Annotated in this window: 18 protein-coding genes; 5 read left to right on the top strand and 13 right to left on the bottom strand. The window is 60.3% G+C overall.

Going from position 1 to position 17,606, the window contains the following annotated elements; translation table 11 throughout:
• Positions 1-400: 400 nt before the first annotated feature.
• Entirely contained in the window at positions 401-2,065 is a 1,665-nt protein-coding gene (locus OQ248_RS18835) for an electron transfer flavoprotein-ubiquinone oxidoreductase (protein WP_085696964.1), read from the top strand.
• Between the two features lie 66 nt (positions 2,066-2,131).
• Here the strand turns inward: OQ248_RS18835 and OQ248_RS18830 are convergent, their stop codons facing one another.
• A complete protein-coding gene (locus OQ248_RS18830; RefSeq protein WP_074688074.1) occupies positions 2,132-3,022 on the bottom strand; it encodes an AraC family transcriptional regulator in 891 nt (296 codons plus the stop codon).
• 191 nt (positions 3,023-3,213) lie between these two features.
• Between OQ248_RS18830 and OQ248_RS18825 the strand changes: the two genes are divergently transcribed.
• On the top strand, positions 3,214-4,266 hold the full coding sequence (locus OQ248_RS18825) for an NAD(P)-dependent alcohol dehydrogenase (protein WP_114884703.1): 1,053 nt from the start codon (positions 3,214-3,216) through the stop codon (positions 4,264-4,266).
• A 4-nt stretch (positions 4,267-4,270) separates the two neighbouring features.
• Here OQ248_RS18825 and OQ248_RS18820 read toward each other — a convergent pair whose 3' ends face one another.
• From OQ248_RS18820 to OQ248_RS18775, 10 genes are all read right to left on the bottom strand, one after another.
• The gene (locus OQ248_RS18820; RefSeq protein WP_265813592.1) at positions 4,271-5,080 is read right to left on the bottom strand and encodes an IclR family transcriptional regulator; all 810 of its coding nucleotides are present in this window, start codon (positions 5,078-5,080) and stop codon (positions 4,271-4,273) included.
• A 60-nt stretch (positions 5,081-5,140) separates the two neighbouring features.
• A complete protein-coding gene (locus tag OQ248_RS18815) occupies positions 5,141-6,451 on the bottom strand; it encodes an MFS transporter (RefSeq protein ID WP_265813591.1) in 1,311 nt (436 codons plus the stop codon).
• 183 nt (positions 6,452-6,634) lie between these two features.
• Positions 6,635-7,783, bottom strand: coding sequence for a galactonate dehydratase (gene dgoD / locus OQ248_RS18810; protein WP_007908327.1), 1,149 nt, complete (start codon positions 7,781-7,783; stop codon positions 6,635-6,637).
• A gap of 48 nt (positions 7,784-7,831) precedes the next feature.
• Positions 7,832-8,452, bottom strand: coding sequence for a 2-dehydro-3-deoxy-6-phosphogalactonate aldolase (locus OQ248_RS18805; RefSeq protein ID WP_265813590.1), 621 nt, complete (start codon positions 8,450-8,452; stop codon positions 7,832-7,834).
• A 19-nt stretch (positions 8,453-8,471) separates the two neighbouring features.
• Positions 8,472-9,461 carry a 2-dehydro-3-deoxygalactonokinase gene (locus OQ248_RS18800; RefSeq protein ID WP_265813589.1) on the bottom strand — a complete coding sequence of 330 codons (990 nt, stop codon included), beginning with the start codon at positions 9,459-9,461 and terminating at the stop codon, positions 8,472-8,474.
• A 170-nt stretch (positions 9,462-9,631) separates the two neighbouring features.
• Positions 9,632-10,126 carry a hypothetical protein gene (locus OQ248_RS18795; protein WP_265813588.1) on the bottom strand — a complete coding sequence of 165 codons (495 nt, stop codon included), beginning with the start codon at positions 10,124-10,126 and terminating at the stop codon, positions 9,632-9,634.
• A complete protein-coding gene (locus OQ248_RS18790; protein WP_265813587.1) occupies positions 10,119-10,859 on the bottom strand; it encodes an alpha/beta fold hydrolase in 741 nt (246 codons plus the stop codon). Before OQ248_RS18790 ends, OQ248_RS18795 begins: the two co-directional genes overlap by 8 nt.
• 6 nt (positions 10,860-10,865) lie before the next feature.
• Positions 10,866-11,360, bottom strand: a complete 495-nt coding sequence (locus OQ248_RS18785) for a PAAR domain-containing protein (protein WP_265813585.1) — start codon at positions 11,358-11,360, stop codon at positions 10,866-10,868.
• Positions 11,357-12,019: a hypothetical protein gene (locus tag OQ248_RS18780; RefSeq protein ID WP_265813583.1), complete on the bottom strand. Its 663-nt coding sequence runs from the start codon at positions 12,017-12,019 to the stop codon at positions 11,357-11,359. The genes OQ248_RS18785 and OQ248_RS18780 overlap by 4 nt, the downstream gene beginning before the upstream one ends.
• Positions 12,020-12,178: 159 nt before the next feature.
• Positions 12,179-12,658 (bottom strand): GNAT family N-acetyltransferase, encoded by a 480-nt coding sequence (locus tag OQ248_RS18775; protein ID WP_041475599.1) that lies wholly within the window; start codon positions 12,656-12,658, stop codon positions 12,179-12,181.
• Positions 12,659-12,769: 111 nt separating this feature from the next.
• On the opposite strand from OQ248_RS18775, the gene OQ248_RS18770 reads away from it, so the two are divergent.
• The 3 genes from OQ248_RS18770 to OQ248_RS18760 all read left to right on the top strand — a co-directional run bounded on the left by OQ248_RS18770 (position 12,770) and on the right by OQ248_RS18760 (position 15,146).
• Positions 12,770-13,417 (top strand): HD domain-containing protein, encoded by a 648-nt coding sequence (locus OQ248_RS18770; protein WP_265813582.1) that lies wholly within the window; start codon positions 12,770-12,772, stop codon positions 13,415-13,417.
• A gap of 111 nt (positions 13,418-13,528) precedes the next feature.
• Positions 13,529-14,725 carry an MFS transporter gene (locus OQ248_RS18765; RefSeq protein WP_265813581.1) on the top strand — a complete coding sequence of 399 codons (1,197 nt, stop codon included), beginning with the start codon at positions 13,529-13,531 and terminating at the stop codon, positions 14,723-14,725.
• An 82-nt stretch (positions 14,726-14,807) separates the two neighbouring features.
• A complete protein-coding gene (locus tag OQ248_RS18760) occupies positions 14,808-15,146 on the top strand; it encodes a hypothetical protein (RefSeq protein WP_265813580.1) in 339 nt (112 codons plus the stop codon).
• Here OQ248_RS18760 and OQ248_RS18755 read toward each other — a convergent pair.
• Both OQ248_RS18755 and OQ248_RS18750 read right to left on the bottom strand, forming a co-directional pair.
• Positions 15,140-16,069 (bottom strand): PfkB family carbohydrate kinase, encoded by a 930-nt coding sequence (locus OQ248_RS18755; protein ID WP_265813579.1) that lies wholly within the window; start codon positions 16,067-16,069, stop codon positions 15,140-15,142. The two genes, OQ248_RS18760 and OQ248_RS18755, sit on opposite strands and share 7 nt — an antisense overlap.
• Entirely contained in the window at positions 16,062-17,528 is a 1,467-nt protein-coding gene (locus tag OQ248_RS18750) for a cytosine permease (protein ID WP_265813577.1), read from the bottom strand. The genes OQ248_RS18755 and OQ248_RS18750 overlap by 8 nt, the downstream gene beginning before the upstream one ends.
• Positions 17,529-17,606 lie beyond the last annotated feature (78 nt).

Here is a 17,606-nt window from a genome sequence, read left to right as displayed (position 1 = left end):
CGACGAGTCATGCCGCTTCGCGGTGTGTAAACTGCGCGCCGAACCTGCGCTGCGCATCACCGGATACCGCCTTCGCCCTGTCTTTAGAGGTGCTCTTGAAACCACCATTCAGCCTACGGCGAGCGCAAAACCGCCCGTATCTTGACCGGAACGCCCATTCTGGTCAATACGCCAAAATGCCCTGTCATAAGCCGCGCTTCTTTGATTTCTCTGGGCTGGAGCCGATTCAAACAAACGTTTGTATTGGACGCTAAGAGTGGTGTAGATATAATGCGCCGCCTAGAGAGAAAGGTGGTTTGCCCATTATTAGCCTTGACGTTAACGTAAAGGCAATAACGGATACGACACCGAACCTCCAAATTAGAAAAAAAACTGTTGAGCCTTGAGTAGGAGATAGCCTGTGGAACGCGAATACATGGAATTCGACGTGGTCATCGTCGGTGCCGGCCCCGCTGGCCTGTCCGCCGCCTGCCGTCTGAAGCAGAAGGCCGCCGAAGCCGGTAAGGAAATCAGCGTCTGCGTGGTCGAAAAAGGCTCCGAAGTCGGCGCGCACATCCTGTCCGGTGCCGTATTCGAACCACGGGCCCTGAACGAACTGTTCCCGGACTGGAAAGAACTCGGCGCCCCGCTGAACACGCCCGTCACCCGCGATGACATTTTCGTGCTGAAAAACGCCGAAAGCGCGCAGAAAATCCCTGACTTCTTTGTGCCCAAGACCATGCACAACGAAGGCAACTACATTATCTCCCTCGGCAACCTGTGCCGCTGGCTCGCTCAGCAGGCCGAAAACCTGGGTGTGGAAATCTACCCGGGCTTCGCCGCTCAGGAAGCGCTGATCGATGAAAACGGCGTGGTACGCGGGATCATCACCGGCGACCTCGGTGTCGACCGCGAAGGCCATCCGAAAGAAGGCCTGTACACCCCGGGCATGGAACTGCGTGGCAAATACACGCTGTTCGCCGAGGGCTGCCGTGGCCACATCGGCAAGCAACTGATCAAGCGCTATAACCTCGACAGCGATGCCGACGCCCAGCACTACGGCATCGGCCTGAAAGAAATCTGGGAAATCGACCCGGCCAAGCACCAGCCAGGCCTGGTGGTTCACACCGCCGGTTGGCCGATGGACATCATGGGCACCGAGAACACCGGCGGCTCGTTCCTCTATCACCTGGAAAACAACCAGGTTGTAGTCGGCCTGATCGTCGATCTGTCCTACAGCAACACCTACCTGTCGCCGTTCGACGAATTCCAGCGCCTCAAGCATCACCCGGTGCTCAAGCAGTACCTGGAAGGCGGCAAGCGCATCAGCTACGGCGCACGTGCGATCTGCAAAGGCGGCCTGAACTCGCTGCCGAAAATGGTGTTCAAGGGCGGCGCGCTGATCGGTTGCGACCTCGGCACCCTGAACTTCGCCAAGATCAAGGGCAGCCACACCGCGATGAAGTCCGGCATGCTCGCCGCTGAATCCGTGGCCGACGCGCTGTTCGCTGAAAAGGACGGCACCGAAGAGTTGACCACCTACGTCGACGCCTTCAAGAAGAGCTGGCTCTACGAAGAACTGTTCGCCAGCCGCAACTTCGGCCCGGCGATCCACAAGTTCGGCGCCATCGTCGGCGGCGGTTTCAACTGGCTGGACCAGAACATCTTCGGCGGCAAACTGCCGTTCACCCTGCACGACACCAAGCCGGACTACGCCTGCCTCAAGCTCGCGGCCGACTGCAAGAAGATCGACTACCCGAAACCCGACGGCAAGATCAGCTTCGACAAGCTGAGCTCGGTGTTCATCTCCGGTACCAACCATGAAGAAGAACAGCCGTGCCACCTGAAGCTGACCGACCCGACTATCCCGTTGAGCCGCAACCTGCCGATGTACGACGAACCGGCGCAGCGCTACTGCCCGGCCGGCGTGTATGAAGTGATCACCAAGGAAGACGGCGAGAAGCGCTTCCAGATCAACGCCCAGAACTGCGTGCACTGCAAGACCTGTGACATCAAGGACCCTTCGCAGAACATCACCTGGGTGACGCCGGAAGGCGCCGGCGGTCCGACCTATCCGAATATGTAAGTCGACCCGCTGAACATCAAGGCTCCCTGTATGGGGGCCTTTTTGTTGCCCGTGATTTGTACAGGATCACGCTGCGCGCTCATCCCCCGGGCTGCGTTCGAAATAGCGTTTGTACTCGCGACTGAACTGCGACGTGCTCTGATACCCCACCCGATGCGCCACCTGCGCGACACCCAGCCCTTCTGCGATCAACAACGTCTGAGCCTTCAACAAACGCAAACGCTTCAGATACTGAACCGGCGAGAGCAACGTGCTGCGTTTGAAGTGTTCGTGAAAGGTCGAAACGCTCATGTTCGCGCAACCGGCCAGTGTCTCGACATTCAACGGCTCGGTGTAATGCGCATGCAGATGACTGATCGATGCCGCGACCCGGGCAAACTGCCCTTGCTGCTCGACCAGTGCCCGCAGCACATCGGCCTGAGGCCCGCGCAACGCCACGAACAACAATTCCCGCACCCGCGCCGGCCCGAGAATCTGGCACTCCAGCGGATCGTGCAGACAGCGCAGCAAGCGCTCGACGCAGCCGCGCATGTCATCGTCGAGCACCACCGAGGTCATCGACTCCGGTGTCTGCGCCGGAATATGCCGCCCCGGCGCCAGCCCCATGGCCAGTACCAGTTCACCGAGCAGCACCCGGTCGATCGCCACCGACACACCGAGCAACGGCGCGTCCGGCAACGCATAGGTTTCGCACTCGAACGGCACCGGCAAGGCCTGGATCAGGTAATGCCCGGCGCCGTATTCCATGGTGCGAGGGCCGAGATACGCGAGCTTGCTGCCCTGGGCGATGATCATCAGGCTCGGCTCATAAATGTGCGGGCCACGGGCGACGTCGCAACTGGCACGCAACACCTGCACGCCCGGCAGCCCGGTCTGGCTGTAACCATCGCGCAGCGCCAGCGGTTCGATCAGCGAAACCAGGGTGGCGTTGGCATCAAGGTGACGGGTCAATTGCATCGGGTGGCTCTTCAGAAAAAATCACGGAAAAAGGGATAAAAGCATCATCGCAGATCCTTTTGCCAATGCGACCGATCGACCCCGCATGCCGGAGGATTAGGCATGACACCCGGAGGAATCGCCATGGCCGGACAACCGGACGGCGCCCAGAATGCGCCGCCTCACTTGTCACTGCTTTTGCGAGGTTTCACATGTACACCGCCATCGGCTATGCCGCTCAAACGGCCACCACCCCCCTCGCCCCGATGAAGTTCGAACGCCGCAGCCCCCGTGCCGACGACGTCGCCATCGACATCCTGTACTGCGGCGTCTGCCACTCCGACATCCATCAGGCGCGCAACGAATGGGGCATCGCCGTTTACCCGTTGATGCCCGGCCACGAGATCGTCGGAAAAGTCACCGCTGTCGGTGCGAACGTCACCAAACACAAGGTCGGCGATCTGGTCGGTGTCGGCTGCATGGTCGACTCCTGCCGCACCTGCGAAGCCTGCCAGTCGAACCTCGAGCAATACTGCCTCGAAGGCCCGACCATGACCTATGCCACTCCCGACCGGGTCGACGGCAGCAACACCATGGGCGGTTATTCGGACAGCATCGTGGTCAGCGAACACTTCGTGGTGCGCATCCCCGAGAAACTGGATCTGGCGGCTGCCGCACCGATTCTCTGCGCCGGCATCACCACCTACTCGCCACTCAAGCATTACGGCGTGAAGGCCGGCGACAAGGTCGGGATTCTCGGCATGGGCGGCCTCGGCCACATGGGCATCAAGTTCGCCAAGGCCATGGGCGCCGAAGTGACGCTGTTTACCCGTTCAGCGAGCAAGGCCGAGGAAGGTCGTCGTCAGGGCGCCGATCATGTGATCGTCTCCACCGACGAAGAGCAGATGAAAGCCGCAGCCGGTCGTTTCGACTTCCTGCTCGACACCATTCCGGTGCAGCACGATCTGAACCCGTACCTCGACACCCTGCGCTTCGATGGCGTGCACATTCTGGTGGGCCTGATCGAACCGATCGATCCGCCGGTCCACGCCGCCAAACTGGTGCTGGGTCGTCGCGTATTGGCCGGCTCGTTGATCGGTGGCGTCGCCGAAACCCAGGAAGTGCTGGATTTCTGCGCCGAGCACAACATCAGCTGCGACATCGAAATGCTCGACATCCGCCAGATCAATGAGGCCTATGCCCGCATGATCGCCGGTGATGTGAAGTACCGATTCGTGATCGACATGGCGACCTTGAAGCTTTAAACCTTCAAGCCTGCACTTTTAAACCAAGTTCCGCCGAGAGCCGGGCCGTGACCCCTTTGATCAGGGGAATCAGCTCGGCCATTTTCTCCAGCGGCATGTACGGCACGGTGCTGGCGATGCTGATCGCCGCGACGATGCGCTTGCTCGCGTCGCGAATCGGCGCCGCCACGCAGCGGATCGACGGTTCGTTGTCTTCCAGATCGAACGCGTAGCCGCCGGCCACGTATTCGATCATCCGCTGCTCCAGCTGCTCCCACGACTGCTGGGGATGTTGCGGCCAGAACTGACTTTTCCCACCCGCCGGCAGGCTGATGTCGTACAGACGCTGCCAGTCCTGAGGCGCGTCATCCAGCATCAAGGCCTTGCCGATCCCGGTGCGCGCCAACGGCATGCGATGGCCGACCCGCGAGCGCATTTCCGGGCCGTTGCGTCCCGGGTTCTTCAGCAAATACAACACCTCGTCGCCTTCACGGATGCCCAAGTGAACGGTGTCGCCGGTCAGCGCCGACAACTCGTCCAGATACGGCCCGGCCAGGGTCACCAGCGGTAACTCTTCACGCGCCTGGAAACCCAGTTCGATCAGTTTCGGCCCCAGCAGATAACCGACTTGCGGTACGACGCGCAGGTAACGCTCGTCCACCAGACAACTGGCCAGACGATGAGTGGTGCTGCGGGTGGTACCGATCAGGCGGGCAATCTCTTTGAGATCGCGGGCGCCACTGGCGACGGCCTGCACCACACCCAACCCGCGAAGCAGGGTCTGGGTGCCGGTCGGTGCGGCGTCCTTGGCGTTTTTCGGGGCGTCTTCCTGCATATCCAGCCTTTAGCGTTGAGCGAGGGAACGGGCGGCATTATGGTCGCCCGACAGGGACGACTACAACTCGATGCGCTCGACCTTGCCCACCAGCAGCACGTAGGACAAAGCACCGATCAATGCCAGAACCGCGATGTAGGTGATCGCCGGAGCGAACGAATCGCCGCTGGCCAGGAAGCCGATGACAATCGGTGTGGCGATCGCCGACAGGTTGCCGATGAAATTGAACACCCCACCGGTCAAGCCCAGCAACCGCGCCGGCGCCAGTGTCGACACCAGCGACCAGGTGATCGACGCCAGCCCGTTGCCGAAAAACGCCAACGCCAGGAAGGCAATCACCAGCGGTGTCGACTCTACGAAGTTGGCACCGATGATCGAGGTGGAAATCAACAGCCCGCCAATGATCGGCAACTTGCGCGCAAACCCGACGGTGCAACCACGGCGAATCAGGAAGTCGGAAAAGAACCCCGAGCACAGCACGCCGATGAACGCGGCGAGAAACGGCAGCGACGCCAGCAGGCCGGACTTGATGAAGTCCATGCCGCGATACTTCACCAGGTAGGTCGGGAACCATGTCAGGAAAAACCACAGCGTCGAGTTCAGGCAGAACTGACCAAGGTAAATCCCCCACAACTTGCGTTTGCTGAGGACGATGCCGAGATCGGTCCAGCTGAATTTCGCCTTCACTTTTGCGGTTTCGGCGGCGATGTCCACCAACCCTCCGCCCTCGCGGATCAAGTCGATTTCGCCTTCGTTGGCGCCTTTGAAATCACGCGGCTCGCGATACACCGCGTACCAGATCGCCGCCCAGACGATGCCAACCGCACCGGTCACGACAAACACCATGTGCCAGCCAAATTCATGTTGCAGCCACGCCAGCACCGGCGTCAGGAACGCCAGCCCGACAAACTGCCCGGAGGTGTAGAAACCGATGGCCGTGGCACGCTCGCGCTCGGGAAACCAGGTCGTCACCACGCGGCTGTTGATCGGATACGCCGGCGCTTCCAGCGCACCGACCGCCATGCGCAGCACGAACAGCGCGATGAAACTCGCGGCGAATCCGAGCATCACCGTGGCCAGCGACCACAACAGCAGCGCGACGCTGTAAAGGATGCGCGGCGGCACCCGATCCACCAGCCAGCCTCCGGGAATCTGCATGGCCGCATAGGTCCAGCCGAACGCGGAAAAGATCAGCCCGACGTGCACTGGATCGATGCCCAACTCACTGGTGAGCGCCGGGGCGGCAATCGACAGGTTGCTGCGGTCGAGGTAGTTGATCACCACGGTGATGAACAGCAACACCATGATAAAAAATCGCTTGCGGCTGGGCGTGACTAACGTCGCTTGCCCGGTGAGGGTTTGCGGTTGCATGGGATGCGCCTCTTCTTATGTTTATTGAGGTCGGAAGGTATGCAGATCTCCGCTCCCTGGAGATCAACCTGTGGGAGCGAGCTTGCTCGCGAAGCGGTCTATCAGGCGGCATCGGTTTCGAATGCGCCGCCCTCTTCGCGAGCAAGCTCGCTCCCACAGGTTTGGTGTTAGGTCAGAAAAGACTCACCACTCGGCAAAACTGCCATCGGCATGACGCCAGATCGGGTTGCGCCAACGGTGGCCGACCGCCGCGCGTTCGATCACGTATTCCTCGTTGATCTCGATCCCCAGCCCCGGGCCATTCGGGATCTTCACGAAGCCTTTGTCGTAATCGAACACCCGAGGATCCTTCACATAATCGAGCAGGTCATTGCTCTCGTTGTAATGGATGCCCAGGCTCTGCTCCTGGATAAACGCGTTGTAACAAGCGGCGTCCAGTTGCAGACACGCTGCCAGCGCAATCGGCCCCAGCGGACAATGCAACGCCAGCGCCACGTCGTAGGCTTCGGCCATGTTGGCGATCTTGCGGGTCTCCGTGATGCCGCCCGCGTGGGAGGCATCCGGCTGGATGATGTCGACGTAACCCTCGCTCAACACCCGTTTAAAATCCCACCGCGAAAACAGGCGCTCGCCGAGGGCAATCGGGGTGCTGGTCAGTGGTGCCAGTTCTTTAAGCGCTTCGTAGTTTTCGCTGAGCACCGGCTCTTCGATGAACATCAGTTTGTAGGGGTCGAGTTCCTTCATCAGCACCTTGGCCATGGGCTTGTGCACCCGGCCATGGAAGTCGACGCCGATGCCGACGTTCGGCCCCACCGCATCACGCACGGCGGCGACGTTGGCCAGTGCGAGGTCAACTTTTTCGAAGGTATCGAGAAATTGCAGCTCTTCGGTGCCGTTCATTTTCACCGCAGTGAAACCACGGCTCACCGCCTCTTTCGCGGCCCGCGCGGTGTCCGCCGGGCGGTCGCCGCCGATCCACGAATACACGCGGATCTTGTCCCGCACCTGACCACCGAGCAGATCGCTGACCGACACGCCCAGCGCCTTGCCCTTGATGTCCCAAAGCGCCTGGTCGATGCCGGCGAGTGCGCTCATGTGGATCGCGCCGCCACGGTAGAAGCCGCCGCGATACAGCACAGTCCAGATGTCTTCAATGTTGCGTGGGTCTTTGCCGATCAGGTAGTCGGATAATTCCTCGACCGCAGCGGCGACGGTGTGGGCCCGGCCTTCGACCACAGGCTCGCCCCAACCGGTCACGCCCTCGTCGGTTTCGACCTTGAGGAAGCACCAGCGCGGCGGGACGATGAAGGTGGTCAGTTTGGTGATTTTCATCTGCTTGTCTCTCTTGTTAGATGCAGCGCACGCAGCGCCGGAAAAGTCTTAGCGAAGGGCCTTCCAGGCCGCCACGTAGGCCTTGGCGTTGGCCGCCACTTGCTCAGTCGTCATGCCCGGCTTGAACAGTCCGGAACCGAGGCCGAAGCCTTTGACGCCAGCGTCGATGAACGCCTGCATGTTGTCCGGGGCAATGCCGCCGACCGGCGCCAGGATCGTCCCGACCGGCAGCACCGCCAGCCACGCTTTCACCACTGCCGGCCCCATTTGTTCGGCCGGGAACATCTTGAGAATGTCCGCGCCCTCCTCCAGCGCCGCAAAGGCTTCGGTCGGTGTGGCAACGCCCGGCGACAGATACAGCCCCGCCGCTTTCGCCGCCCGCAACACCTTGGCATCGCTGTGGGGCATGACGATCACCTGGCCGCCGGCCTCCTTCACCAACTCCACCTGTTCCGGGGTCAGCACCGTGCCGGCACCGATCAGGCAATCGGCGGGCAAGGTCTTGCGCAGGATGCGAATGCTTTCGTACGGCGCGGGGGAATTGAGCGGTACTTCGATGACGCGAAATCCGGCCGCATACAGGACTTCTCCGACAGCCGCGGCTTCCTGCGGATGCAGGCCGCGCAGGATCGCGATCAGACCGTTTTGCGCCAGTGCTTGCTTGAGCATGTCAGGCCTCCAGTCAGGGTTAACGGGATGAGGAATCGATCAGTCCGGCGGCAAGCGCCAGTTGCCACAGGCCACGCTCGGTGGCCTGCTCGGCCAGCGTCACCCGAGTGAAACCGCAGGCGTCGAGGGCACGGCTGTAACGGGCGCACAACTGCGCGTTGCCGATGAGGATGATCGAAGGAAGATGTCTGCCGTTGCACCGGCGCCGTTGCACGGTGGCCAGCGCTGTCAGTTCGTGGCCGATCAGCAGGCCGGACAGATAGTCCGGTTGTGCGGTGGGGCTGAGTTCACCGGTCAGGCCCAGGCTGCGGGCGCTGAACAAGGTCGACAGCACGCCGATCTCGCCCTCCGCCGACAGCGCCACCTGCATGCCGCGATCAAATGCCTCGGCGTCGAACATCGCGCTGTGCTGTTGGGTACGGCCGAGAATGCTGTGTTCGCTGAGCACGGCGAACACTTCGCCGGTCATGAAGGTGTCGAAACGGGTGATGCAGCCGCCGGCCACTTCCACCCATTTCGAATGACTGCCCGGCAGGCCGATCAACAGATCATTGCCCGCCTCGTCCGGCAGATTCTGCAGGACGCCGAGGACCTGGGTTTCTTCGCCGCGCATCACGTTCGGCAGCTCTGAGCGCTGAATCACACCCGGCACGATATGCACATCGACACCGCGAAGGCTGCGAACGGTTTGCAGGGATTTTCCGAGATCGGCGACGTTGGCCGGCGTATCGCGGTAGGACGCTTCGCGCCAGCCCTGGGCGCTGCCGACCATGCCGCAGGCAATCACCGGCAAGTCGGGCTGCGCATCGAGCCAGTCACCGCAGGCCTCGTCGAACGCCAGCTCAAAACCCTCGGCGCATTCACGACCGTTGATGACCCGCGGCGTCTTCGGCAACTGCATGATCCCGAACGACAGCGACCGCTGCGCCAGCACCTGCCCGCCCGCCGCGAGTTTGTAAGCACGTAGGGAGGTCGTCCCCCAATCGAGCGCGATCAATTGCGCCAGCATCGCTTCACCTGTTTTGTTATTGGCAGTGAGTGAGCTGGACTATAGACCTCTCAGGCGTAAAATCTCAATATGTAATTTCACATCCCATATTTTGGGACAAAGTACTCTGGAAAGACTCGGACAGCGAACTGAGCAGCGAGCACCACCCGTCCGTACCTATCGCATTCCGTTTAAAACTTCTCTACTTCTCTCAACAGATCTGCCGTTGGGACTTTCATGTCTTCCGACAAATATATTTTATAAGAGTAGGAATTTATTCTGACCCTACAAACCAGAGACTCTCTGCCCACCAATAAAGGCTTTAACGCCTCACCTTCAATGACTTTTTCACTGGTATCATTTTTTCTTTCTAAAAATAATACATCCGCCCTGAAAACCGGCCCAACACTTGACATTTCAGGCTCGATAAAACCCTCTCCATATATACCCGCGGAGTGAGGTGCCGAAAAATCAAAATCGCTATCAAAAGAACACAACAGCGTTTGGCTTATTTTTGACTTAAAAAGACTGACAACATCAACATCAGACGAGAAACGCACCTGGTAAATACCTCTATCCAAATAACGCTCAACACCGATATATTGTAAACGAGCAATGGGCTTGCCATGATTCATCGCACACGAAGAGCAGAGCAAGAGTGCTACGCATAAAATTATATTACGCACATTTCCGTCCTTTAAAATGAGTGACAACAACCTGCATCAAAGCGTCTCGGGCCGAGATTCCACTTTGCAGAACTGATGTGTAGATAATCCAGGCATCGGCGTGATTCACATCCACTCGTCCGTTCATATTGGGCCCGGTCTTCATATCCCATTGTTCTCCGAAATCGGCTACGAGATCGGAAAAGTTCCAGTCCTTGGCATCGGCCCTGACGTTAACCCAATATTCCGCCTTCGGTCTCGGTTCCTGGCGGTAAATGTTGGATACTCCCCACACTATTTTGCCTTCGCCAACCGGATCAAGCGTAACCAGACATGGAATTCGATAGCCCCTATCGGTCAATACAGCTGACAGGTGAGCACCATTCCACCCTCCCAGGCTATGACCAATGATATAAACAGGCGTAGTTACATCAGCAATTTTATCCAGCACATTCTTTTTCAAGCCCTCATCACTAACAAAATAGTTATATCCAACATGGTAAGCATTATAGTAGTCAGAACAGATACCCTCTGCTTCCATATCTCTGATGAAAACTTTCATAACGTCGGCAACGTTATTGTTAGGCCCGGTTCCGTAGTAGCTTTCTTTATCGCCCGCACCGCCCACAAAAAACAGAACAATTTTTTTAGGCGTGATCGTAGCCTGCTTGACTGTTCCGTCCGTTTTGCAGGTTAAGTCATGGGTCACAACCAGTCTTTGACAACCTTTCAGAGCAGGATTTTCAGCGGTCACTTTTTTCTACTCCACGAACAGTTTGATCGACTCAGGCAAATGCGAACTCACCGTATGGGTGAAGCCCGCTTCATTCGTTACGCCGAGCTCCACACTCCCATCAGCGCGTTGAATCGCGTAAGGGTGATTTGGCATGGGTTCACCAGTAATTTCGTTGATCACCTGCATCCGATCATTGAAATGCACCGGCATCGGCAACAACCCGCTAAACGCCGCCCCTCCGCCGCTCTGTCCAATAATCACCGTCCCCGATCCACCGACTACAACATTGCCGTGCCCTCCGGTGCTGTCGAGCATCGCGGCGTTCAGGCCGTTGATGAAGACCGTGGCGGAAACACCGCCGGTAATCGGGCTGCCGCACGCCGATTTATCGGTCATGCGCGCAGCGGGGAGTCCGTCGAAGAACACGTCCGGTGAACCGGAGACGATCGGGTTGTTGCCGTGGCCAGGCAGTGGGCAGGCGGTCGGGTCGGTGACGCGTGCAGCGGGTTTACCACTCAATTCAAAGCTCCTTGCTTCAGAGGTTCCGGATGAGGCTGATAGAGGTCGATGTCGGTCGCGGCGAAGCGCCAGCGGTTGTCGACGGAATCAAACAGCGCGTGACAATGCTCGCCGCTGTTCGGGGGTGTGAGGGTTTGCAGTTGTTGCCAGGCTTCGTCGGCAAACCAGTTCAACTCGGCAGTTGTGGTGTCGTCGAGTTGGTTGAGCCAGGTGTTGTAGCCGGTCAGTCGATGCTGGTCGTAGGTGGTTTGCAGCAGCTCGGCCATTTGCGGGCCGAAATCCAGATAGCGCTCGGTCGTCCAGCGACCCGTTTCCGAGTAGACATACCAGCCCATCGGCGACAGCACGCCTTGGTGGAAAATCGATTGCCCAGCAGGCGCGACAAAACCGCAGCACACGTGCAGGGTCAGCCAGCCTTGATGCGCATTGATGAATCCGTTCGGATCGAAGGTACGCAGCGGTATCACGCGGTAGTCGTCATAACCCGCGCTACGCACCATCAGCTCAGCATCGAGCCGCGAGACAAACGCACGGATGGCTTTGCCGCCCATGCGATTCACCGTGCAGAGGATGTCCACCGGCTGGCGGTTCGGGTTGTCGCTTGAGCCGAGGTTTTTGACCAGGCCGTACAGGCGGATCGACGCCCGTAGTCCGCTCATCGCCGGTCACTCGTTGACGCAGCGAAGACTCCACGGGCGTGGAGAAAGAGTGCCAGAGGCATTGCAGGTGTCGTCCGTGAGCGCGCAAAAATGGCGCGTAGAATGCCGGACTAGAGCGGTTTGGACAATCGAATCAGCAGTCAGATTGCCACTATTTGTTCAGCCCTCGGCAAACTCGCGCAATACCTTGCCATCCATGCGATACCTCACCCACTCTTCCTGCGGCTGGGCACCAAGGGATTTGTAGAACTCGATAGCCGGGGTATTCCAGTCCAGCACGCTCCATTCGAAGCGGCCGCAGTCGTTGGCGCAGGCGATTTTCGCGAGGTGGCGCAGCAGGGTTTTGCCGGCGCCGCCGCCCCGTTGCTCGGGGGTGATGTAGAGGTCTTCGAGGTACAGGCAGTTACTGCCCAGCCAGGTCGAATAACTGAAGAAGAACACCGCGAAACCGATCGGCAAACCGTCGCGCAGGCAGATCAGGCCGTGGGCGGTGGCGCCTTCGCTGAACAGGCTGCGCTCGATGTCGGCGACGCTGGCGATGACTTCGTGACGGGCCTTTTCGAAGTCGGCAAGTTCAGTGATGAACGCGAGGATTTGCGGAGCATCGCTGGGGGTCGCCGGGCGGATTTCGATCGTCATGGACGGGCCTTGTCGGGAAAAGGAAAACGCCATACTAAGGCGGCGCGCGGCGCTCGTCACATGGCAATCCACGGATTAGGCTAGTGCGGCCGGTCACTCTGAAGGATATTCATGAACGCATTCGAACCACTGGCCTCACTCGCCGCCGAAATTCTCCCCCACACACTGGAACCGTCAGAGGATGGCGCTCACGACCTGTCTCACTTGCAGCGGGTCTGGCACAACGCGCGTACCTTGCAGGCCGAGGAAGGTGGCGACCTTGAGGTGCTGCTGGCGGCTGTGCTGTTGCATGATTGCGTGGCCGTGGAAAAGAACTCGCCCCTGCGTTCACAGGCATCGCGCCTGGCAGCGAAAAAAGCATCAACGGTGCTGGCAAACCTGAACTGGCCAGAAGAAAAAGTCAGCGCCGTCATCCACGCCATCGAAGCCCACAGCTTTTCCGCCAACATCACACCGACGACCCTCGAAGCACGGCTGATGCAGGACGCCGACCGTCTCGACTCCCTCGGCATGCTCGGTGTCGCCCGCACTTTCTACACTGCCGGACGCATGGGCAGCGCGTTGTACGACCCATACGATCCCGAAGCCCGGGAAAGGGACTACAACGACAAGCGATTCTGCCTCGATCATTTCCAGACCAAACTGCTGCACCTTGCCGACGGTTTCCAGACCGCTGCCGGTCAACGTCTGGCACAAATCCGTCATCAACGCCTGAAGGGTTTCATGGAGCAATTCAAGGAAGAGATCGGCGTCGCCTGAAGGCATTACTCCGGTCAATCACGATCCTGAGTTCGCCAAGCTCAGACCTAAACCACAGGCCTGACGTGTTAGATAGATGACGCTCAATTTTTCCGGTCAAGGAACCGCGTCATGCCTCAAGCAACACCCCAGGTCCCGGGCAAACTGTTCGGCCTGTTCTGCCTCGCCAGTTATCTGTTGTCGCTGTCTTATGGCGCGACGTTTTTGCTCTCGCTGCTGATCGGTTCTCGCGGCGGTAATGAGCACGATGCCGGCAGCGTGATCAGCGCGGCGATGCTCAGCACCTTCGTTGCGGTTCTGGTGTCCGGGCACCTGTCCGACTGGCTGGGCGCGGCGCGTTCGATTGCGCTGTTCGGGCTGTTGCTGGTGGCGGCGAGCCTGGGGTTTGCGATGACGCCGGGCTTCGGCCATCTGTTGCTGTTTTTCGGTTTGCTGCTTGGATTGGGCTGGGGCGTTTTCTATACGCTGGGGCCGATCATCGTCGCCAGTCTGGTGAGCCCGGCACAGCGGGCGAAATACTTTGCGCTGCTGTCCGGCAGCATGATGACCGGGATCGGCAGCGGCCCGTTGCTCGGGCGCGCCGCCAGTGCGCTGGGTTTGCCGGTGACGTCGGCGTTCTATCTGGCGGCGGTGGCGAGCCTGATCGGCGTGCTGTTGTTCTGGCGTCTCGGTGCCCGCCTGAAAAGTACACAAGCCGCGTCAGCGGCAAAAATCAGCTGGCAGGCGACTGCTCAGGTGCTCAGTTCCCGCGCGGTGTTTCCAATCATCATGGTCGGCCTCGGCGGTTGCGTATTCGGTGGTCTGTCGAGTTTCCAGACCAGCTATGCCGCCGCCCGTTCGCTGGATTATTCGCTGTTCTTCCTGGGCTTCATGAGCGCCGCCATCAGCAGCCGGATGTTGATCGCAGGCTATGTGGTCAAGCGTGATCCGCTGCGGGCATCGTGTCTGCTTTCGGGGTTGATGCTGGGCTCGATCGTGCTGTTTGCGTTCGGCGTGCAAAGCGGTTTCAGCTATCTGCTGGCGGCAGTGATGCTCGGTGTCGGATACGGCCTCACCTACTCGGTAATCAATGGACTCGCCGCCAACGAGGCACCGGCCGGCACCACGTCGCAGGCTTTGCTGCTGTTCAGTCTGGTGTACTTCATCGGTGTCTTCGGCTTCCCGCTGCTGGCCGGAAAAATCATCGTCGAACACGGCATGGCGACGCTGTTGCTGACGGTGCTGGCAGTGGCGGCGCTGAACTGGTCGATCACCCTCGGCCGCCTGCTGTGGCGGAGGATGAAGGTAGAAAGTGCACTGACGAACTGAACCGTTCGTCATTCAATCGGCACCTATGCCGCACGAGGGCAGACCAAGATCAGGTAAGGATTCCAATCACTGGAGACATACCATGATCTCGTCAAGGTTGACTGCTCTCGTTTTCACCACCCTGCTCTGCCCCATGGCATTCGCGGCGACCGCCGCCGGCACCGGCCCCACCGATCCGGTCACGCCACCGCGCGCCCCTGCGATCAACAGCGCACCGGGTATGAATACCGATGGTTCCGGTGTTCCGCTGATCAATCAGCCGCCGGCCACCGGAACCGATCCGCGCACCCAGGGCAATGACCCGGGTCGTCAGGGCGGAATGAACACGCCGGACTCTCCCACTACCCCGGACAACTCGGGCTCCGGCATCGGTTCGAAAACCACGACCGGAGGCTCGGGTTCCGAAGGCACCGGTCAGTAGGCGGAAGATTCGCGGATCAGCGCATCGACCTCGTCAGAGCCCGGTGCGGTTGCCGGCCCCCAGCGAGTGACGGCCAACGCCGCAGCGGCGTTGGCGCGCCTCGCGGCTTCAGCAGCCGCCAGACCTTGCGCCAGCCCGGCCACGAACACACCGGCATGCGCATCCCCTGCGCCGTTGCTGTCCACGGCCTGTACCTTGAAACCCGGCACATGCTGGCGTTCGCCGTGCTGATGAATCCAGCAGCCTTGCGGGCCGTCGCGCACTACCATCAGCACATTCTGTGGCAGGTGCACGGTTAACCGGTTCAACGCGGTTTCGATATCCACCGCACCAGTGAAACGCAAGGCTTCAACGCTGTTGCTGGTCCACACATCGATGCGCGGCAGCAACGCTTGCATCATCGGTGAGTCCGGAGATTCCACCAGCGGACCCGGATCGAACACCACGTTGATCGTCTTCGGCAGCGCCAGCGTCCAGTCCAGCAACGCCTGAGCCTTGCCGCTGTGCAGCAGGCTGTAGCCGCTGACGTAGACGTAGTCCCCCGCCTCGGCGGCAACGCTGTTCAGTTCCGCCGCCGTTACTTCACCTTCGGCACCAATGTAGGAAATGAAACTGCGCTCGGCCGACGCATCGGTCAGCGCCACGCAGATGCCGGTGTCACGCTCCGCAGGCTGTTCGATACCGATGCGGATGCCTTCGGCGTTCATCGCCTGCCGTGCCAAATCGCCGAAACGACCGTTGCCGTGGCGGCCGAGATAGACCACCGGCAAGCCATTGCGCGCGGCGGCAGCCATCACATTGAAGCCGCCACCGGCTTCGAAACTGGCGGACTGCGCCAGCACGTCGCCGCCGATCTGCGGCAGTGCATCCACGGCCATGACCAGGTCGATGATGACCTGGCCGGTGTGCAACATCTTAGGCATGAGCATTCTCGGTTTGCGCGGCGCGGCGGTCTTTCGCCCCGCCAAGTACGAAGTAAATGCCGCCGGCCACCACGAAGGTCACGATCCAGCCAAGGCCGTTATGACCCAGCCAGGAATCGGACAGGAAACCTTTGAACCAGACGTTCTCGGCCGTGGTGCCGATGGTGGTGAAGCTGAAGCCCAGCACGATGGCAATCGCCCACGCGCCGAACGCGCGCCACTCGACGCCGCCGCTGTACCAGTAGGCGCTGCTCGGGCTGACGTCGAGCAGGTCTTTGGGGCTGTAGTAATGACGGTGAATCAGATCGACCACGAAGATCCCGACCCACGCAGTGATCGGCACCGCCAGCAGGGAAATGAAGGTGATGAACGGGCCGTAGAAACTGTCGGCGATCAGCATGAAATAGATCGAACCGGCGAAGATCGCGACGATGTCGACCACCACCGCGTACACGCGTTTGACCTTCAGGCCGAGGGTCAGCGTGGTCAGCCCGGCGGAGTACACCGACAGGTTGTTCGACAGCAACAGGCCACCGAATGCGGTGATCAGGTACGGCACGGCCATCCAGGTCGGCAGCATGTCGCGGATCGCCACGATCGGGTCAGTCGCCGAGGCCAGATCGTTGTTGCCCACCGACAGCAGGCCGCCGAGGGTGATCAGCAGCACCAGCGGAATCCCTGCACCGAACGCCGCCGAAGCGACCAGCCGCACAGCCTTGACGCTGCGATGCTGATAGCGCGACATGTCGGCACCGGCGTTGGCCCAGCCGATCCCGGTGCCGGCCGCCATGGTGCCGATACCGATGATCATCGCGCTCATCGGCGCCGGCGTGGCGTTGAACACCGCGCTCCAGTCGATGGTCGCGCAGAGGAAGCCGCCCACCAGAATGTTCAGCGCGCCGAACACGTAGGTCGCCCACTTCTGGATCACCAGCAAAGTGGCGTGGCCGAGGCCGGACACCGACAGGGTCAGCAGCACGAAAATCGCGATGAAGACCAGGGTCAACACCGGCGCGCTTTTGGCCTCTACCGGCGAGCCGAACAGGATCGAGCAGAGCGAAAGCAGCACGAACGCCGCCGTGGTGGTGTTAACGGTTTCCCAGCCCAGGCGCGACATCAGCGACACCAGCGTCGGGCCGATATTGCCGCGCACACCGAAGATCGCTCGCGACAGGGTCAGGCTCGGCGCACGACCGCGACGGCCGGCAATCGAGATGATCCCCACCACCGCGAACGAACCGGCAGCGCCGAGGATCGCGACGATGATTGCCTGCCAGATCGCCAGGCCGCGAAACGCAACCAGCGTGGCGCCCAGCGGCAGGCCGAGGATGGAGATGTTGGCAGCAAACCAGACCCAGAACAGTTGAAGCGGATGGCCGTTGCACTCGCCTTCCGGCACCGGTTCGATGCCGCGGGTTTCCAGTTGCCCGGCGCTTTGCCCGGCGTTTGATGAACTCATGAAAAATGCTCCTGTTTGCCTTTATTGTGGTTGTGGCAATGACGCAGAACGACAAGACATCCCGCCCTTCCTGGGCCT

Origin of the sequence: Pseudomonas sp. COW5 (assembly GCF_026240005.1) — a bacterium.
GTDB classification, from domain to species: domain Bacteria; phylum Pseudomonadota; class Gammaproteobacteria; order Pseudomonadales; family Pseudomonadaceae; genus Aquipseudomonas; species Aquipseudomonas kribbensis.
The sequence above is the reverse complement of the archived record's forward strand: the minus strand, read 5'-3'. Positions and strand labels throughout refer to the sequence as shown.